The organism is Edaphobacter sp. 12200R-103 (genome assembly GCF_010093025.1).
Classification (GTDB): domain Bacteria; phylum Acidobacteriota; class Terriglobia; order Terriglobales; family Acidobacteriaceae; genus Edaphobacter.
Genome location: NZ_CP048114.1, coordinates 3,041,915 through 3,059,588 on the forward strand (window position 1 = coordinate 3,041,915; position 17,674 = coordinate 3,059,588).

The window sequence follows — 17,674 nt, forward strand, 5'->3', positions numbered from 1 at the left end:
AGAGGCCTTGAAATTCTTTTGACCGGTAACCTGCTATCTGTAGCAACTTGTCTGATTCGGCAGGTTTTAGATGCTGTGAGAGGTGACGATGAGTTTTTACCGGACCGCCGCCCTTCTATTGACTGCCCTTGCGCTCCCATCGGCTGCGCAGAATGCTCCTGCCTTCGGCTCGAAACCACAGCCCCCGGGCAATCAACCCACGCCAGCACAGAGTCCTGACCGGAGTGCGATCGAACCTGTAAAAGACGCAAATGGCGTTTACACGATCACGCGCAATGCCCGCATCGTGATTCTGGACATGGTCGTGAGCGATGCCAAGGGAAACGTCGTCACCGATCTGAAGAAGGATGACTTCCACATCAGCGAATCGAACGAGCCCCAGACGATCCTCAACTTCGAGGCCGCAGGCGTACACACGCTTCCTTCTCAGCTCACGATCGATTCGACGGCTACGCTCGACAAAGCGGCTCCACAGGCTCCTGTCAACATCGTTCTGCTCGACGAATTCAATACGAGATTTGAAGATATGGCGTTTGCCCGCTACTCGCTGAAGAAGTTTCTGGAGCGGCAGCCGGGCAAGCTCTCGACCCCTACCATGCTGGTGGCCGTCAGCCTGCAGAACTTCACCGTGCTGCACGACTACACGCAGAACAAGAATGATCTGCTGGCCGCACTGAACCATCACTTTGCCGCCTATCCGTGGCAGGCGCACCAGTACACCTGGCTTGCGGAGCGATATGCCACGGCGTTCCTTACGCTGCGCCGGGTGGCCCTGGCCACGATCGGGCATCCGGGGCACAAGAACATGATCTGGATTGGCCGGGGGTTTCCAAACCTGAACATGGCGAACTACCCCATCGATACCGAACAACGCGTGAATAGCGCTGTGCAGGAGTGCGTGAACACGCTGCGAGACGCGCGCATCACGCTCTACACCATCGATCCGGCCGGTGTTCAGATCGATCCGCAGGCCTACGGCTCCGATGCGGCTCTCACCGATCCCTTCGGGGGCAACTACCAGTTCGCAAAGCTGGCGACAGCGACAGGCGGACGCGCACTCTATGGCCGCAACGATGTGGATACCGAAATTGGCAGCACGATTCGCGACGGTGGGGCGTTCTATACGCTGACCTACCGGCCCACGAATGAATCGCGCGATCCGAGAAAGTTTCGCCGTATCAAGGTGACCGTCGATCGTCCCGGCCTTACGGTCACGACACGCGAGGGCTACTACCTCGAGTACGGTCCCGATAAGCTCAACCCGGTGAACCCATCCAAACGTCTGATCGCGGACCTTCTTCTGGCAGATGCCAGCACCATGGTCTATGACGGTGTTCCTCTTTCAGCGACGCGGCTTGCGGAGTCGCCGGAAAAGTTCAACATTCACGTAGAAGCCAAAGGGCTGGTATGGAGCGATGCCACTGCCACCGAGCCGCGCCGTGCGGAGGTGATTCTGATGACCTCGACCTTCGATAAAAAGAACAAAGAACTTCGGCGTGACGCAAAGGTCATTCGCGCGGCCGCAAGCGAGGACGCGCCACCCAAAGGCCATATCGAGAGAGCGCTCGACATCCATTACCTGATGCCTCACGATGCAAAGGCGACACGGATTCGATTTGTCGTGCGGGTCGCTGCCACGGGCCGTATCGGGACCGCCGATATCGATCTGCGAAAGCCTGTATCGCAAGCAGCAGGCGCGGACAGCCGGTAGGATGCGTCTGAAATCTAGCGCGCATCGGAAATGCACACTCGTTGTAGTTCCCCGGTGGTGTCATCCTGAGGCAGTAGTAGCGTTGGAAAATTCTGGTCGTCGTGCGCTGGCTGAGGAGAAAGAAGCCGGAAGAAGATATCGCGCCGACGCGCAGGCAGGACGCACGGATTAGGCCCTGAGACCATATCATTGTCAGTGATGAACGACCTTAATCTTGCTACGCTGTCCACCGAGTCCCGTAATCCACGCACCACCCACATCGATCAGCTCTCGACCCTGGAGATGGTGCAGGTCATCAACCAGGAAGACAGGACGGTTCCTGAGGCCGTTGCGACGGAGCTTCCGCAGATTGCCCGGGCTATCGACGAGGTCGCGGCACGGTTTGCGAAGGGCGGGAGGTTGTTATACATCGGCGCGGGGACCAGCGGACGGCTGGGCGTACTGGATGCCAGCGAGTGCCCGCCGACGTTCTCGGTTCCTCCGACGCTGGTGCAGGGTCTGATCGCAGGGGGCGACCTGGCGCTGCGCAAGTCGAGCGAGAAGTCGGAGGATTCGCGCGAGCAGGGTGCGGCCGATCTGCTGGCCGCGGGCTTCGGGCAGAATGGCGCACCGGACACGCTGGTGGGAATCGCTGCCTCCGGACGCACTCCCTACGTGATTGGCGCGATGGAGCAGTCGAAGAAGATGGGGCTGCTGACGGTTTCGCTGACCTGCGTCACGGGATCGCAGATGGCCGCGATTGCCGACATCGCGATCGCCCCGGTGACAGGGCCGGAGATCGTGACGGGCTCGACGCGCCTGAAGGCAGGAACGGCAACCAAGCTGGTGCTCAACATGCTTTCGACGGGCGTGATGATCCGGACCGGGGCGGTCTACGGAAACCTGATGGTAAATGTGCAGCCTACCAACGAGAAGCTGGTTGATCGAGCGCAGCGCATCATTGCCGATGCCGCAGGTGTCGACCGCCCGACCGCTGCACGGCTGCTCGACGAAGCCGGAAGCGTGAAGGTGGCGATCGCGATGCAGAAGCTGGGACTGGATCGCAAGGCTGCCGAAGAGAAGCTGACTGCAGCAGGCGGAAGCCTGGCGCGGGCGCTTGCGTAATGAGCGGAGCGTGTAGACCGGACCCGATGCGAGAGGAAGAGGCGCTCGGGAATAAGAACACGGAACACGCGGTCGCAAACAGCGAAGGCCGGTACGGTTGCTTTACTCAGCGCGCAGAATCTCGGTGGGGTCTGTGCGTATTGCGCGAAGCGCGGCAGGAAACGTGGCTACGAGTGCCGTGAGCAGAAGGGCGCATATGGGAAAGGCGATCATATCCGCGTCGGTTGCTTTGACCTGATAGAAGAGTGAACGGACATAACGCGCTGCGCCGAAGCCAAGTGCTATGCCTACGCAGTCTCCAAGCGCAATCATGACGAAAGCGTCGACCGTGACGAGGCGCACGATGGCAGCCCGGCTTGAGCCAATCGCCATGCGGATACCGATCTCGCGACGGCGCTGAAGAACGGAATAGTTGAGTACAGCGTAGAGCCCGATGCCTGCCAGCAGCAGTGCAACAGCGGCAAAGAAGGCGGCGAGCATGGCGATCAGCCGCTCGCGAACGGTCTGGTCGCGAACGAGATCGAGCTGCGTGGTGACGTTCGAGACGCGAAGGCCGTTGTGGCGCTGCGCGATCAACTGGCGAAGAGAGCCGGCAAGCACGAGCGGGTCCTGCGTTGTGTGAATGGCGAAGGTGGCGAACTCGACCGGCTTGGGAGCGGACTTGTCGTCCATCTCGTCAAAGGGGAGATAAAAGACGGCCCGGCTGGGCTCGCGCAGACTGTCATAGGGAACATCGGGAGTGACGCCGACGATCTTGTTGAGGGGCTGATTGGCCCCGCCGCCGCGCGCAAAGGTGCGGCCGATAGGATCCTGCCCGGGGAAGAAGGTTTTGACGAACGTCTCGTTGACAATGACGGCTCCCGGCGAGGTGTCCTGCAGGCGAAAATCACGGCCGGCGATCAGAGGAATCTTCATGGTCGACAACCATTCCGGGGAGACGTTCAGGAAAAACGCGGGAGTCGGGCTGGGAGGCGCGCCGTTGACGGAGATGTCGCTGTTGATCCGGATGCGCCCAAGGAGTGGCCAGCGCGAGATGGCGACCGAGCGAACGCCGGGAACGGAACGAAGCGCCTCGGCAGTCTGGTTCCAGACGACGGAGGTCTGGCCTTTATCGGCGACGGTTTCGAGCAGGAGCAGACGGTCGGTGGAGAAGCCGAGCGGACGGTTCTCAAGGCGCTGGAATGTTGCAACGAAGAGCGAAGACAGAAACAGGACGAGGAAACAGAAGGCGACTTGAACAGCAATCGCTGCACGCATCAGGCGGCGAGGCGAGTGCGGATCTTCCCCGCCCTTGAGAGCGCTGACCGGCGAGACCGCGGAGGCACGGAACGCGGGAAGCGAACCAAGCAATAGAACCACAGAAAGAAGCAGGCCCAAACCGAAGAGAAGCACGCGCCAGTCCGCGGGAAGAGCGAGCCGCGCAGGGTTCTCAGACGGATTAACCAGGCTGAGCACGAACGGCGCAGCCCACGCCGCAAAGAACGCGCCAAGGACCGACGCCAGCAGAGCCAGCAGTGCGCTCTGACACAGGATCAACTGGACGAGACGGCGACGGCCAGCGCCGATCGAGATACGGAGAGCCATCTCGTGCGCACGAGCGGCAGCCTGCGCGGTCATCATATTGGCGACGTTGACGCAGGCGATGATCAGCACAAGGGCGACCAGCAGGGCAAGAATGCCGAACAACCGGCGAGAGTCCTTCTGGAGATCGGAGATTCCGGCGCCGGCGGGAGAGAGGACAAGCGTCTGGTTGAGAAAACGGTCGATGTTCGCCTTGGCGGCTCCGCGAAGGCACGTCGCGCACTCAGCCTGGAAGGTGTGATTGGCGGCCGCAAGACGCTGGCGCAGCGGCTCGAGCCCGGTTGAGGGATTGACGCCGGGTTTGAGCATCAGGAAGACACGATGCCAATTCATGCGCTCCTGCGTGGCGAAATTGCTCAGGCTGAGCGGCAGAAAGACATCGGTGACCGTCCCCTTCTCGGTTCCCGTGAAGTCGCGAGGACCTACGCCGATGATTTGGAAGATCTGGCTGCCGATGTGGAGCGAGCGGCCAAGGACGTTGGGATCGCGACCGAAGCGCCGGTCCCAGTAATCCCAGGACATGACCGCGTACGGAGGCGCGCCGGTACGGTCATCGGCGGGAGCAAACAGGCGGCCGAGTGTGGGCTCAAGGCCGAAGACCGGAAACATGTTGCCGGAGACATACGCGACGTGGGCCTTCTCCATGTTCTCGTCGCCAGAACCGTCGGTCGCCCAGGTGATATCCGTGCGGTCGGCATCGCTGATGGCGATCAGGTCGGCCTGATCGCTGGCGGCATCGCGCATCCGCTTAAACGCTTGCGTGGCCCAGTACCCATCCTCCATGGGCTTGCCGTCGAAACCGATGAGTTTGCGAGAGAGGACGTAGAGTTTGCCGGGATTGGAGACGGGAAGTGGCCGCCAGAGCAGAGCGTCGATGAGTCGGAAGGCGGCGACGCAGGAGCCTATGCCCAACGCGAGGGAGAGTACCGCGGCTGCGGACGCGACCTTGTTGCGGCAGAGCTGGCGCCAGCCGAAACGCACATCCGCAACAAGCGATTCCAGCCATCCGGCGACACGAATTCTGTGGCTCGTCTCGCGCGCACGCAGCGTGGAGCCGAAGGCACGACGGGCCTCCCTGGGATCGCGGCCCGAGGCGATGGCTTCTTCAAGGTGCGATTGCAGCTCTTCTTCGATCTCGCGATTCAGCCGCTCACCGCGCAGAGCATTCGAGACACGCGACCACAAGGACATATCATGCCTCCCGGAGAACTCGATTGATTGCCAGGCTGACGGATTTCCAGCGCGACTCTTCCGCATCCAGCTGTTTTTTGCCCGCAGCGGTGAGCTCGTAGATACGGGCGCGCCGGCCTGTGTCCTTCCTGATCCATTCCGCGCGGACCCAGCCCGCCTCCTCCATCCGGTGTAACGCTGGATAGAGAGAACCTTCCTCGGCACGCAGCACCTCGCCGGAGGTATCTGCAATGGCGGTCATGATGGCATAGCCGTGGAGTCGCGGGCGCCGCGACAATATTTTGAGCACCAGCAGATCGAGAGAGCCTTGAAGAGCGTCAGTTCTAGCCATACTTAGACATCTTTATATAGATGTCTGGGTATACTGTCAAACGATGTACGGAGCCTGATGGACCTGGCGCGGGCGCTTGCCGGACTGAAGTCGATGCAGAGCTGATTCTGCGAATTTCCGATGGTTGTTGGGGAGCTGGTGTGAACGTTATGCGAAAGCGTTGGATTGCAGCCCTGGGTCTCGCTACCTATAGCGCGATCCTGATAAAACTTGTGGTGTTTAAGACCGGATCGCTCCTTGAAACCAGACATCTGAGGCTCAGGTTTACCGACCACAGTACAGGTCGGGCCAACTACATGCCGTTCAGGACCATCTGGCCGTATCTGCAGGGCCATCCCAGGTGGCTGATTGCGATCGTCAATCTTGTTGGGAACATAGCTCCGTTTATGCCCATCGGATTCCTCGCTCCCCTGGTTTATCGGAAGATGACGTGGCAGAGATCGCTGGTTCTGGCATTCGCCACCGGCCTTGCCATGGAAGGGTTGGAAGTGATGTTCCGCGTGGGCATCTTCGATATCGACGATGTCCTTCTGAATGCGTTTGGCGTCATGCTTGGCTACTGGATATTTACAGGCTTCGAAGAGCCGACGCGGCCCCGTTTGAGGTCAGCCTAGATGTCCGCCTCGATTCCAGGACTAGCGGGGAAGTTGATACGATCCGATAAGCCGGCAGAGCGATATAAACGAGGCACGATGTGTTGGAGATTATGTCGCTCGCCAATTGCGAAGGGCTTAGCTTCTAATCAATCTGAAAAAACGGGAACGATTGTGAGGCTCGCGGTGTCTATCGGACTAGGGTGCTGAAAATGCTCTGGACGATTGTTGCACTTCTCTGCCTTATACCCGGTCTTCCGCTCTTCGCGAGCGGGGGCCAAAAACCGTCTTATCCATCCTTTGACAAAGAGACGGCTCGCGATCACGAGATCAAGCCCCATCGTCAAACATTTCCAGTTGCCGGGATGGACCAGGAGGAGTACACGGGAGCCCACTACCTAAACCTGAAGCTAACAGTCTCGCCGGCAGGTGATGTAACTCACGCGGAGACAAACGGAGAATTCAGAGACGAGGATACGCAGTTCTGGCCGCAGGTGGAGGGCGAAGTTTACCAATGGAAGTTCACTCCCTTTACGAAGGGCGGCAAGGCAGTGATAGCGGAGGTGTACGAATCAATCGTACTTGTTCCTCCCGAGCGGCTGCCGAAGACACACGTTGCCTCCCCGCCGATCACGAAAAATTCGCAGGTCGTAATCGCGCTACGACGGCAATGGTGCGACGGAACATGTGACTTTCACAACGTTACGGTGAGCACCGATGGAATTGTATTTTGGGGAACTCATGGAGTCGCAGATGGAACGCACACAGACAAAATCGATAACGACACACTCCTTGCGTTGGCAAAAAAAATTGTGGCGGCAGACTTTTACTCCATGGAAGATAGCTATTGCGGAGCTCCCATCTTCTCGTCTTCGCTTTCAATCAGCATTGATGGACACGTAAAGAGCGTGAGGGACTGCGTAGGACAGTGGGCTGGGATACCAACCGTGATTCTGGAACTGGAAGATGAGGTGGATGCCGTAGCGCGTGTGAGGCGATGGACTAAGGGCGAAGAAGGGCTTGTAGCGGCGTTGCGGGCAGAAAAATTCGATTTCGCGAGCTATGACGCACAACGGATCCTGGAGAATGCAGCTGTTGGTGGACAGACAGCGACCGTTCGTGAGCTGCTGTTAGCTGGGGTTCCGGTCAAACCTCTACCTGTTCCCCAAAAAGACAATCCCGACGATGTCGCGTCCGAAAGGGTTCGACTGCTGGCAGCTGCGAGTGCGCATCCTGATACATTGCAAGTCTTTCTGGATTCGGGCGTGAGCAGGGACGATCAGAAGGACAAAGACCTGGCACTTGATTTTGCAGCTAGAGCGGGCAAGCTGGAAGCTGTGCGGGCCTTGATTTCTTATGGCGCGAATCCGAATGCCGATCTAAGTAGAGCGAGGATTGCCACTGTTGACCCTAACGTGATCATCGGCCAAGTGGGTCCTGGAAACATCCTGATCGATGCCGCGAGATCGGGTATTCCCGAGGTCGTGAAAGAGATCCTTCGCTACCGCCCGAATCTGGAGACGAAGAACTACAAGGGCGAGACGGCGCTCTTTGTAGCCTCGGAGTCGACGAGGAGCGATGAAGATGAAAGACGCGCGGAATGTGTTCGCCTGCTGGCAAAGGCAGGTGCAAGGGTCGATGTGCGCGATAAAGACGGGAACACCCCCCTGCATAAGAGTTATTTGCTCGATGTAGACGAAGAGCTATTGAGGCTGGGCGCCGATGTGAATGCACGGAATCACAACGGGGAGACGCCGATCTTCACCAATATGAATATTCAGGTCCTACCTCTATTTCTGCTGCATAAAGCAGATCTTACTATTCGGAATAACAGAGGGGAGAATGTGATAGAAGCCCGCAAGGGACGAGGCAATGCCTGGGATGAGGCTCTACACAAAGAAATTGCCAGGACATCCCGCTAGTAGACTGTCGGAGTCCTGGGCGTTAGCTGCCCTAAACGATCGGTAGGCGCGGGATGGTCACGGAGATCATCCCGCGCCTACCGGTCAGGCGGTCAGGGCTGCGCGAGCAGACTGCGCGGCCTGGCACATGTTTTTGAGCGCTTCGATAGTCTCGGGCCAGTTGCGTGTCTTCAACCCGCAGTCGGGGTTCACCCAAATCTGTTCGGGCCTAAGGACGTTGATGGCTAAGCCGAGAAGCTCGCGCATCTCGGCGGCCGAAGGCACCCGCGGGGAGTGGATGTCGTAGACGCCGGGGCCGATCTCGTTGGGATAGCCGTGGTCGCGGAAGTCGTTCAGCAGCTCCATGCGCGAGCGGGCGGACTCCAGCGAGATGACGTCGGCGTCGAGCGCCGCGATGGAAGGGAGAATATCCGCGAATTCGCAGTAGCACATGTGGGTGTGAATCTGCGTCTCGTCGGCTGCGGAGCCAGTGGCGAGCCGGAAGGCGTTCACGGCCCAGTCGAGATATTCGTTCCAGTCTGCGCGTCGCAGGGGAAGCCCTTCGCGAAGCGCGGGTTCATCCACCTGGATGATGCGGATGCCTGCAGCCTCGAGGTCCATCACCTCGGACCGCAGAGCGAGCGCGATCTGCCACGCGGTCTGCTGGCGCGGAATGTCGTTGCGCACGAAGGACCATTGCAGGATGGTGATGGGACCGGTGAGCATTCCCTTGACGGGGCGTGACGTGAGCGAGCGAGCATATTCCGACCACTTCACCGTCATCGGCCCGGAACGCCATACATCGCCGAAGATGACGGGAGGCTTGACGCAGCGCGAGCCGTAGCTCTGTACCCAGCCGTTTTCGGTGAAGACGAATCCCTCCAGAAATTCAGCGAAGTACTCGACCATGTCGTTCCGCTCGAATTCGCCGTGCACGAGAACGTCGAGCCCGATCTCTTCCTGTTGCCGGATGCAGTCCTCGGTGGTCTGGCGGAGGAAGGCATCGTAGACTTCGGCACTCTCGTGTCCGTGTTTGTGCGCGGCGCGATGTTTACGCACCTCTGCGGTCTGGGGGAAGGAGCCGATGGTTGTGGTCGGAAAGAGAGGAAGACCCAGCTCGGCGCGCTGCTTCAGCATGCGAGCGCTGTAGGGGGACTTACGCGCAAAATCGGGATCGGAGAGCAGCGCGAGTTGCCTGCGCACCTCGGGGTTTACGGAGGATTCGGCTGCCTGGCGATCGGCAATAGCGGCGACGTTCGCCGCATAGGCAGCTTCGTCGGAGTTTGCCAGGGTGACGATCTCTGCGAGTTTTTCTTCGGCAAAGCGCATCCAGCTTTTAATGCGTGCGGGCAGTTTCGTCTCGCTGCGCAGGTCGTGCGGCACATGCAGCAGAGAACATGAAGGCGCGACGATAAGGCGCTCCGCGCCGAGTTTTGCTGCAGCGCTTTCGATCAGCTTGCGTGTCTCTGCAAAGTCGGTCAGCCAGATGTTGCGTCCTTCAACGCAGCCGAGGCTGAGGATCTGCTGCGGTTTGAGAGCCGCGAGCACGTCCTCAAGCTGCCGGGGTGCGCGAACCAGGTCGATGTGGAGGCCCGCTGTGTTCGCATCGACGGCGAGAGGAAGATTGTCTCCGAGCCGGTCGAAGTAGGTGGTCAGCATGAGCTTGACCGGGCTCTCGGCAAGCTCAGCGTATGCCTTGCGGAAGAAGTCGGCAGCGCCTTTGGGCAGATCGGTCGCGAGGATGGGTTCGTCGATCTGCACCCATGCCACGTTCTGCCCTGCCAGCGCAGCGAGCACCTCTTTGTATGCGGCGACCATCGGGCCGGCGAGCACGAATGGATCGAAGCCTTCGACGCCCTTTCCCAGTAGCAGGAGGGTGAGGGGACCGATCAGTACGGGGCGGGTCTCGATGCCGAGCGCGCGAGCCTCCGCGATCTCGCTGAGGAGTTTGGCGACATCCACCTTGAAGGGCAGGGATGCCGTCCACTCCGGAACGAGATAGTGATAGTTGGTGTCGAACCACTTCGTCATCTCCATCGCGGTCTGCTCTTTGCTGTTGCGGGCCATGGCGAAGTAGCGCTCGAGCGTTACGGGACCGGCGCCGAAGCGCTCTGGGGTTGCGCCCAGCAGGACCAGCATGTCGAGCACCTGGTCGTAGAGGGAGAAGTCGTTGGATGGGATGAAATCGATTCCGGCAGTCTGCTGGAGCTTCCAGTGTTCGGCGCGAAGCGATTTTGCCGTCTCGCAAAGCTCCGCTTCTGTCCGCTTGCCCGACCAGAAGCCTTCGAGGGCAAACTTCAACTGGCGCTGTCTACCGATGCGCGGAAAGCCGAGGTTGGCTGTTTTGAGTGTGGGAAATGTTGTTGCCGCACGTGCGAGCATCTTTGGTTCTCTCCTTGTTGAAAGAACCACCCGTGCGCAGGCATGCAGAGACACGCACAGGGCGCAGGCATGCAATGGTCACCGGTTCAATCCACGAAAACGGCAGCCTCGGCGCACCCATGGTCAGCGGCCAGCGCTTCCACGGTGGTGGCAGCAGGCCGGTACCCGGACTTTGGGAGAGCTTGCTCCCATCACCGTTGCGGGACAGTGCCGGAGTTGCACCGGCTTCCCCGATTAACAGGCCGTACAAAGACGGCCTGACCTGCTCCATTCCAGTTTAGAGCATTTCGAAAGGAAGGAAGAACCAGCAGAGAGAAGAGGGAGCGGCGCTCCCCCCCTTTCTTCACGCCGTTCGTCCGGTCTGAATCCCGAATTTTTCTACCAGTACGGGGCGCGCGGGAAAGACGACGGGCTCGTCGGTGACCACCAGGTTTCTTCCTCCGGATTTGGCACGGTAGAGCAGGTCGTCGGCGCGCCTGAGCATCTCTTCGAGGGAGTCGCCGGGCTGCATCACGGTGACGCCGGCGCTGGCCGTGATCTGGATCATGCGGCCGTCGTAGTGGACGCGCATCTGTTCGAGGCTGTGGCGAAGATCGTCGGCGGCTCGCGCGGCGTCGAGGGTATCCATGCCGGGCAGGAGAAGAGCGAACTCCTCGCCGCCGAGCCGGGCGATCATGTCTTCGGGGCGGAGCTGCTCCTTGACGAGATCGACGAAGGCGCAGAGAACCACGTCGCCGCCGCCGTGTCCGTAGGTGTCGTTGACGCGCTTGAAGTTGTCGAGGTCGATCGCGATCACAGCAACGGGCTGAGTGCGGCGCTCGCACCGGGCCATCTCGCGGGAGGCATGCTTGGTCCAGGCGCGGCGATTAAGGGCCCCGGTGAGGGGATCGATCCCGGCGGCGTAGGCCACGCTGCTGTGCATCTCCACCACAGCAAACACGACGTACATCAGCAGCAGGCAGTACGACATGAGCATGAGGGCCAGCATGGAGTACATCCACGCGGGATCATCCCACGGCGTATCGGCTGCCAGTCGGGAGAAGCCTCGCATCGAGAGCCGACAGCGATAGGTGAGGACCAGGGTAGAGATGCCCAGAAAGGTCGCCGTCAGGCGCGACGGAATGACGAAGCGCGTATCGCGCTGGCGCAGGAGCGTCCAGGTAAGGGCGATTCCCATGACGAGCAGAGGAAAAGCGGCTACGGTGTAGGTCCAATGCCGATTGCCCTGATGGAACAGGATGGCATAGAGCGCCATATCGGCCGCGATAAAGCCCGCCAACCCCCATCGGCGAAACGGAGTGCGGACGATAAACCAGCGCAGTCCGAGAAACATCAGGGCAAAAGAGGCGATGTTGAGCTCATTGGCAAGAAAGACGGTAATGAATTCTGGAGCGGAGCCGATTAATCCCTGCAGGAAGGTGCGTATGAAGTCGACCAGGGTCGATGCGGCCAGCCAGCGCACGCCGATGACATTGGTGTCGACGACTGCGAGGGAGGATAAAGCAACTGTAAACAGACCGAGCGAAACAAGAAAAAAGATAAAAGAAGTTGTGTAATCCATCATGGGGCCCTATCGTGCAAAAAAACGGAAGTAAGAGGGGCACAGAATAGAGCCCACGACTCACCCGTCTCAAATGAATTTGCGTTCTTAATGACACCAAAGTTTCGCCGGACCTCTTGCAGAATCCTTACGGATTGGCTAGAAGAGGCTAAGCTTGCCTGGCATCTCGATATTGAGATGCTGATAAGCGAGCCGGGTGGCCACCCGGCCACGTGGAGTTCTGTCTAAAAAGCCAATTTGTATCAAAAAAGGTTCATAAACCTCTTCGAGAGCATCCTGCTCCTCGGCGAGGGCGGCGGCCAGGGTGTTGAGACCGACCGGCCCGCCATCATATTTTTCGATAATCGTACGCAGAAGGCGGCGGTCCAGCTCGTCGAACCCGTGGGCATCGACCTCAAGCAACTCGAGCGCCTTCTGGGCGGTATCGCGGTCGATCTTTCCGGCTGCCCGTACCTGCGCGTAGTCGCGCACGCGACGCAGAAGTCGATTAGCGATACGCGGGGTTCCGCGCGAACGCATGGCGATCTCCGCGGCGCCGTCCTGGTCGATGGGAACGCCGAGCACCTCGGCAGAGCGCTCGACGATGTAGCGCAGCTCGTCGTCGGTATAGAACTCCAGGCGGAGAAGGATTCCGAAACGCGAGCGCAGGGGCGAGCTGAGCAGGCCGGGCCGCGTGGTTGCCGCCACAAAGGTGAACGGCTTGATGTCCATCACGTGGGTGCGGGCGGCCGGTCCCTGGCCGATCATGATGTCGAGCTTGTAGTCTTCGAGCGCCGTGTACAGCTTTTCCTCAAGCACGGGCTGCAGCCTGTGGATCTCGTCGAGGAAGAGCACCTGGCGGTCGCGGATGTTGGTCAGGATGGCCGTCAGGTCGCCTTGAATCTGGAGAGCCGGGCCACTGGTCTGCTGGAAGCCGACACCGAGTTCATTCGCGATGATGGTGGCGAGCGTGGTCTTGCCCAGGCCGGGGGGGCCGAACAGCAGGACATGATCCAGCGCCTCGCCGCGGGAGCGGGCTGCCTCGAGCGCGATGGCCAGCTGTTCCTTGGCCTTGCTCTGCCCGATGAACTCCTGGAGGCGCGTGGGGCGCAGCTTCAGCTCGAAGGCAGCGTCATCGTCGACGCGCCCGGCGGAGACCAGGCGGTCGGATTCGGATGCCGATCCGTGGTTCAGATCGATCTTCGATTTGATCTGCGACTTGTTCTTCGGAAAGTCCACTCAAGGCGATAGTAAGGCGAAGCCACTGGGGAAGCAACTCGGGTGTTGTCTGAAATCAGATCGCGACTCTTCAAAGAAGAACGAGGGCAGTTGATTCGCATATACAGTCCGTGCAGTTCACCCGGGGAGGGTGTCATCCTGAGCGAAGCTTCTTGCGGCTTTATCGCGAGAAGCGGAGTCGAAGGATCTGCGGTCTGCTGGCTCAGCCCTATCCGAACCGCAGATCCTTCGACTGCGGCTTCGCCTCCGCTCAGGATGACAGTGATGGGTAGATATAAAACTGATTTTCCAAAGCTGTTATTTCCTTTTGAAAATGGCGTTAGCAGGATTGATTTCAGGGGGGTGCTACTTAAATCGCTTCTTTCCACCATGCGTCGGAACGAAGCGCCTCTGGTATGTCCTGATCGTCGGGCTCCAAACCTCGGTCCTCGAGCAGAGAGAACCAATGCTCGCGAAGACTCTCCGGCAGCAATACTCCGCACCAAGGGCAATGAGCGATCACGATGTACGACGATCCTCCATCAAAGACTGCTATGCCATATTCACGGAACTTGGGTATGTACTCAATGGCTGTCTCGCCCCCTGCGAGGTTGGCATTCATCATCTGGCAGCAGTGGTCGCTCATCTAGTCAAAGCTACCAAATGGCAAACCACTCTGCGTTTCCGGATCGGTCCCGATAAGTCGCCATCTCGATAGCAATTGCAGATTTTTCGTCCAATGGGGCGAAGAGTTTCACTTCTTCCACGCCGTTGCGTGCCTCGTCAACATTTTTGGCGCGTCGGAATCCTGCAAACCCACCTTAGCTTCGCGAAGGTGGGGCACCCGCTTTGCTCGACCACGGGCAATCGTAGATCCTTCGACTTCGCGCTGCGCGCTTCGCTCAGGATGACACTCTATCTCGCATTGGCGACGATCACAGTCTCTAATCAGCGGATGACACTCTCTAAAATGAGAGCCTCGGTGATATACCGTAGACAGCATGAACCGCCGCCAGATGATGACAGGTGCCGCCGCGATGTCCGTTTTGCTCTCTTCTTCCGCCTCAGCAGCCAGTTCCACGCGAAGCTTCTTCGAGATCGCCACATGGCGCTTGCATAACAGCGACGAGGACCAGGCGAAGCGCGTCTCCGACTATTTGGAGGGCGGATTGTTTCCTGCTCTGACGCGTGGTGGTGCGAAGCCTGTCGCCGCCTTGTCGAACCTGATTGGCCCGGACGGCCCCACACTCTTCAGCATCGCGGAGTACACTTCGCTCGGAGCAATGCAGGAGGTCCTGGGCCATCTCGCCGAAGACGCCGTGTACAACAAGGCCTCGCAGGCGCTGGCTGACGGGCCGGGGATGCCTTTCGTCACGATGGAGAGCAGCCTCTTCCACAGCCTGTCGGTGCTCCCCCAGGTGGTGCTTCCCAACGACGCGGCCAGCCGCCCGGCGCGAATCTTTGAGCTGCGCACCTATCAATCGCAGTCGATGGCCGCGCGAGAGAAGAAGGCGGGAATGTTCAACAACGGTGAGATCGGGGTCTTTCAGCGCCTGGGGATGCGGCCTGTCTTTATTGGCGAGTCCGTCATCGGCGGCCGACAGCCCAACATCACCTACATGCTCTCGTTCGACAATCTGGACGGGCGGGAGAAGGGCTGGAACGCCTTCGGGGCGGACCCGGAGTGGAAGAAGATCAGCGCTCCAGCAGAGTTGAAGGATGCGAAGATCGTGGCGAATATCAGCAACATCATTCTGCGTCCGCTCGCCTTTTCGCCGATGCGTTAGGTGCGATGGCTGGAGCAGTTTCCTGCAGAAGCTATCCTCCGGATTCCGTTCGCGCCGTCATCCTTGCATCCCTTTCCGTAGCGATTGTCCCGCTTGATTTGGGACAGTATGGATGCTGAATTCCATGTGTTTTACCGAGAATTGCATCGTAACCCGACAAAACGGACTATTGTAGGACGTGCAAAAAGATAGGAGTGCCGGAGGAGCTATGGGACGACAGTACGCCAATATCACCGAAACCGTGGGAAACACCCCCACCGTCAGGATCAACCGGCTTGCGCCGGATGGCATCAACCTCTTCGTAAAGGTGGAGGCATTTAATCCACTTGGATCGGTCAAAGACCGCCTGGCCCTCGGAGTGATTGAGGATGCCGAGCGCACCGGCGCGCTGAAGCCCGGCCAGACCGTGGTCGAGGCCACCAGCGGCAATACCGGAATTGGCCTCGCGATGGTATGCGCGGCCAAAGGATATCCGCTGGTTGTCGTGATGGCTGAGACCTTCTCGATGGAGCGCCGCAAGCTGATGCGCTATCTCGGAGCCAAAGTTATCCTCACCCCTGCCGCGGTTCGCGGTATCGGAATGGCCCAGAAGGCCGCCGAACTGGCCGAGAAGCATGGTTGGTTCTACACCCGCCAGTTCACCAACGAGGCCAACGCCGACTTCCACTCCAGAACCACCGCCGTCGAGATCCTCCATGACTTTCCCAACGGTTCGCTCGATTACTGGGTGACGGGCTTTGGCACCGGAGGAACCCTGAAGGGCGTCGCCCGTGTCCTCGCCAAGGAGTCGCCAAAGACAAAGATCGTCGTCTGCGAACCGGCGGACGCTCCCATGGTCGCAAGCGGCATCGCGCAGGAACGTGACGCCAACGGCGATCCCACCAGCAGCCACCCGGCGTGGAAACCGCATCCGCAGCAGGGCTGGAGTCCGGATTTCATCGCCAAGCTGGCCGACGACGGCGTAAGCCAGAATACGATCGACCAGGTGCAGACGATTGAGAACGCCGAAGCGCTGAAGTGGAGCCGCGAACTCGCCCGCAAGGAGGGTATCTTCTGCGGCATCACCTCAGGCGCCACCTTCGCCGGCGCACTGAAGGTAGCCGAGAAGGCAGCGAAGGGCTCGACCATCCTCGCCATGCTGCCGGATACGGGGGAGCGCTATCTCTCCACGCCGCTCTTCGGCGAGGTCGCCACCGATATGAACGAGGAGGAGATCGAGATCATGCGTTCAACGCCGAGTGCATGGCTGCCGCCGGCGCAAAGCTAAGGCATCGATGAATCACACGAGCATTAAAGTGCTTTCAAGCCCCTGTTAAGGGCGCGGCTTGAGCCGCTGAGGGCAGCTACCGTCCTCCGCAGCTCAGGTCTTCCATACAGGAGAGCCAGCCATGAAACTCATCTTCCTCTACGGCCCTGCCGCCTCCGGCAAGCTCACAGTTGGCAAAGCCCTGCATCAACTCACGGGTTTTCGCCTCTTCCACAACCACCTCGTCGTGGACACTCTGCTTGCCGTCTTTCCCTTCGGCTCGCCCTCCTTCATACGCCTGCGCGAGGAGATATGGCTCTCCGTCTTTGAGGCTGCCGCCAAAGATGGCTTATCCCTTATCTTCACCTTCGCGCCTGAGAACACAGTCGACCCCGGCTTCATCGAGTCGGCAATTGCTACGGTCCAGAAAGCAGGGGGCACGATCTGTTTTGTCGAACTGGTATGCCCCGTCGAGGTGCTCGAGCAACGCATGGAGAATCCTTCACGCGCCCAGTTCCTCAAACTGCGTTCCATCGAGACCTTCCGCGAGCTAAGGCGTCGGGGAGCTGACCACTTCCCGGCGCCTCCCACGGATCTGTCGATCAATACCAGCACCGTCGAGCCTATAGAAGCGGCCCGGAGAATCTGCGAGTACTTTGGGCTGGAGGTCCTCACGACACCCGCGGTCATCCAGAACTATCCCGAAATCTGAGGGGATCATCCATTACTTCTGTCTCGGCAGGAACGTTGCCAGTCTCTCCAGCTTGTCGCCCCGCCGAATCTTTCTCGCCTGGCAGTGCAGATGCCTCGTCGGATCGTCGGGACCGCCTTCGCCATCTTCGTCGATCTCTTCCTTCAGCTTCTCCTCAATAACGTATCTGGTTTGCGGTTGGGCGATGCTCTGAAGCTGATGGAGTGCATTGCCTAACGCCGCTCCCTGGGGGTAGAAACCAGCTGTCTTTCCCTTGCGCCTTCTTCTTCGCCAACGCCAACGACGATACAGAAAGATGCATGCAAACACCGCCACGAAGCCATAGAGACCTATGGCCAGAGTCTGTTCTGGGTTCATCAAAAACCTTCTTTTCGCTG

General features: G+C 59.5%; 14 protein-coding genes, 1 pseudogene and 1 riboswitch. Of the genes and pseudogenes, 8 read left to right on the forward strand and 7 right to left on the reverse strand.

Annotation, left to right across the window (positions count from 1 at the left end):
- The first annotated feature begins 88 nt into the window (after nucleotides 1-88).
- Together GWR55_RS12630 and murQ are read left to right on the forward strand one after the other, a co-directional pair.
- Complete coding sequence (locus tag GWR55_RS12630) at nucleotides 89-1,711, forward strand: VWA domain-containing protein (protein ID WP_162402585.1); 1,623 nt, start codon at nucleotides 89-91, stop codon at nucleotides 1,709-1,711.
- Nucleotides 1,712-1,909: 198 nt separating this feature from the next.
- On the forward strand, nucleotides 1,910-2,815 hold the full coding sequence (murQ, locus tag GWR55_RS12635; RefSeq protein WP_162402586.1) for an N-acetylmuramic acid 6-phosphate etherase: 906 nt from the start codon (nucleotides 1,910-1,912) through the stop codon (nucleotides 2,813-2,815).
- Nucleotides 2,816-2,917: 102 nt separating this feature from the next.
- Here murQ and GWR55_RS12640 read toward each other — a convergent pair whose 3' ends face one another.
- Nucleotides 2,918-5,587: an ADOP family duplicated permease gene (locus GWR55_RS12640; RefSeq protein ID WP_162402587.1), complete on the reverse strand. Its 2,670-nt coding sequence runs from the start codon at nucleotides 5,585-5,587 to the stop codon at nucleotides 2,918-2,920.
- A gap of 1 nt (nucleotide 5,588) precedes the next feature.
- A complete protein-coding gene (locus tag GWR55_RS12645) occupies nucleotides 5,589-5,918 on the reverse strand; it encodes a PadR family transcriptional regulator (RefSeq protein ID WP_162402588.1) in 330 nt (109 codons plus the stop codon).
- A 149-nt stretch (nucleotides 5,919-6,067) separates the two neighbouring features.
- Between GWR55_RS12645 and GWR55_RS12650 the strand changes: the two genes are divergently transcribed.
- The 3 genes and pseudogenes from GWR55_RS12650 (at nucleotide 6,068) to GWR55_RS12655 (ending at nucleotide 8,433) form a co-directional block, all read left to right on the forward strand.
- Nucleotides 6,068-6,532, forward strand: a complete 465-nt coding sequence (locus GWR55_RS12650; RefSeq protein ID WP_162402589.1) for a VanZ family protein — start codon at nucleotides 6,068-6,070, stop codon at nucleotides 6,530-6,532.
- A 344-nt stretch (nucleotides 6,533-6,876) separates the two neighbouring features.
- Nucleotides 6,877-7,302, forward strand: a pseudogene (locus tag GWR55_RS19600) (hypothetical protein); the annotation flags it as partial.
- Between the two features lie 6 nt (nucleotides 7,303-7,308).
- A complete protein-coding gene (locus GWR55_RS12655) occupies nucleotides 7,309-8,433 on the forward strand; it encodes an ankyrin repeat domain-containing protein (protein WP_162402590.1) in 1,125 nt (374 codons plus the stop codon).
- Between the two features lie 84 nt (nucleotides 8,434-8,517).
- Here the strand turns inward: GWR55_RS12655 and metE are convergent, their stop codons facing one another.
- The 4 genes from metE to GWR55_RS12675 all read right to left on the reverse strand — a co-directional run bounded on the left by metE (nucleotide 8,518) and on the right by GWR55_RS12675 (nucleotide 14,198).
- Entirely contained in the window at nucleotides 8,518-10,794 is a 2,277-nt protein-coding gene (metE, locus tag GWR55_RS12660; protein WP_162402591.1) for a 5-methyltetrahydropteroyltriglutamate--homocysteine S-methyltransferase, read from the reverse strand.
- 138 nt (nucleotides 10,795-10,932) lie between these two features.
- Nucleotides 10,933-11,075: riboswitch (cobalamin riboswitch) on the reverse strand.
- A 62-nt stretch (nucleotides 11,076-11,137) separates the two neighbouring features.
- On the reverse strand, nucleotides 11,138-12,358 hold the full coding sequence (locus GWR55_RS12665; protein ID WP_162402592.1) for a GGDEF domain-containing protein: 1,221 nt from the start codon (nucleotides 12,356-12,358) through the stop codon (nucleotides 11,138-11,140).
- A gap of 135 nt (nucleotides 12,359-12,493) precedes the next feature.
- The gene (gene ruvB / locus GWR55_RS12670) at nucleotides 12,494-13,528 is read right to left on the reverse strand and encodes a Holliday junction branch migration DNA helicase RuvB (protein ID WP_162403956.1); all 1,035 of its coding nucleotides are present in this window, start codon (nucleotides 13,526-13,528) and stop codon (nucleotides 12,494-12,496) included.
- 394 nt (nucleotides 13,529-13,922) lie between these two features.
- Complete coding sequence (locus tag GWR55_RS12675; RefSeq protein ID WP_162402593.1) at nucleotides 13,923-14,198, reverse strand: hypothetical protein; 276 nt, start codon at nucleotides 14,196-14,198, stop codon at nucleotides 13,923-13,925.
- Nucleotides 14,199-14,553: 355 nt separating this feature from the next.
- On the opposite strand from GWR55_RS12675, the gene GWR55_RS12680 reads away from it, so the two are divergent.
- The 3 genes from GWR55_RS12680 (at nucleotide 14,554) to GWR55_RS12690 (ending at nucleotide 17,297) form a co-directional block, all read left to right on the forward strand.
- Nucleotides 14,554-15,339 (forward strand): NIPSNAP family protein, encoded by a 786-nt coding sequence (locus GWR55_RS12680; RefSeq protein ID WP_162402594.1) that lies wholly within the window; start codon nucleotides 14,554-14,556, stop codon nucleotides 15,337-15,339.
- A 208-nt stretch (nucleotides 15,340-15,547) separates the two neighbouring features.
- Nucleotides 15,548-16,606, forward strand: coding sequence for a PLP-dependent cysteine synthase family protein (locus GWR55_RS12685; RefSeq protein WP_162402595.1), 1,059 nt, complete (start codon nucleotides 15,548-15,550; stop codon nucleotides 16,604-16,606).
- Between the two features lie 121 nt (nucleotides 16,607-16,727).
- A complete protein-coding gene (locus GWR55_RS12690; RefSeq protein ID WP_162402596.1) occupies nucleotides 16,728-17,297 on the forward strand; it encodes a shikimate kinase in 570 nt (189 codons plus the stop codon).
- A gap of 12 nt (nucleotides 17,298-17,309) precedes the next feature.
- On the opposite strand, the gene GWR55_RS12695 is transcribed toward GWR55_RS12690, so the two are convergent.
- Complete coding sequence (locus tag GWR55_RS12695; RefSeq protein ID WP_162402597.1) at nucleotides 17,310-17,654, reverse strand: hypothetical protein; 345 nt, start codon at nucleotides 17,652-17,654, stop codon at nucleotides 17,310-17,312.
- Nucleotides 17,655-17,674 lie beyond the last annotated feature (20 nt).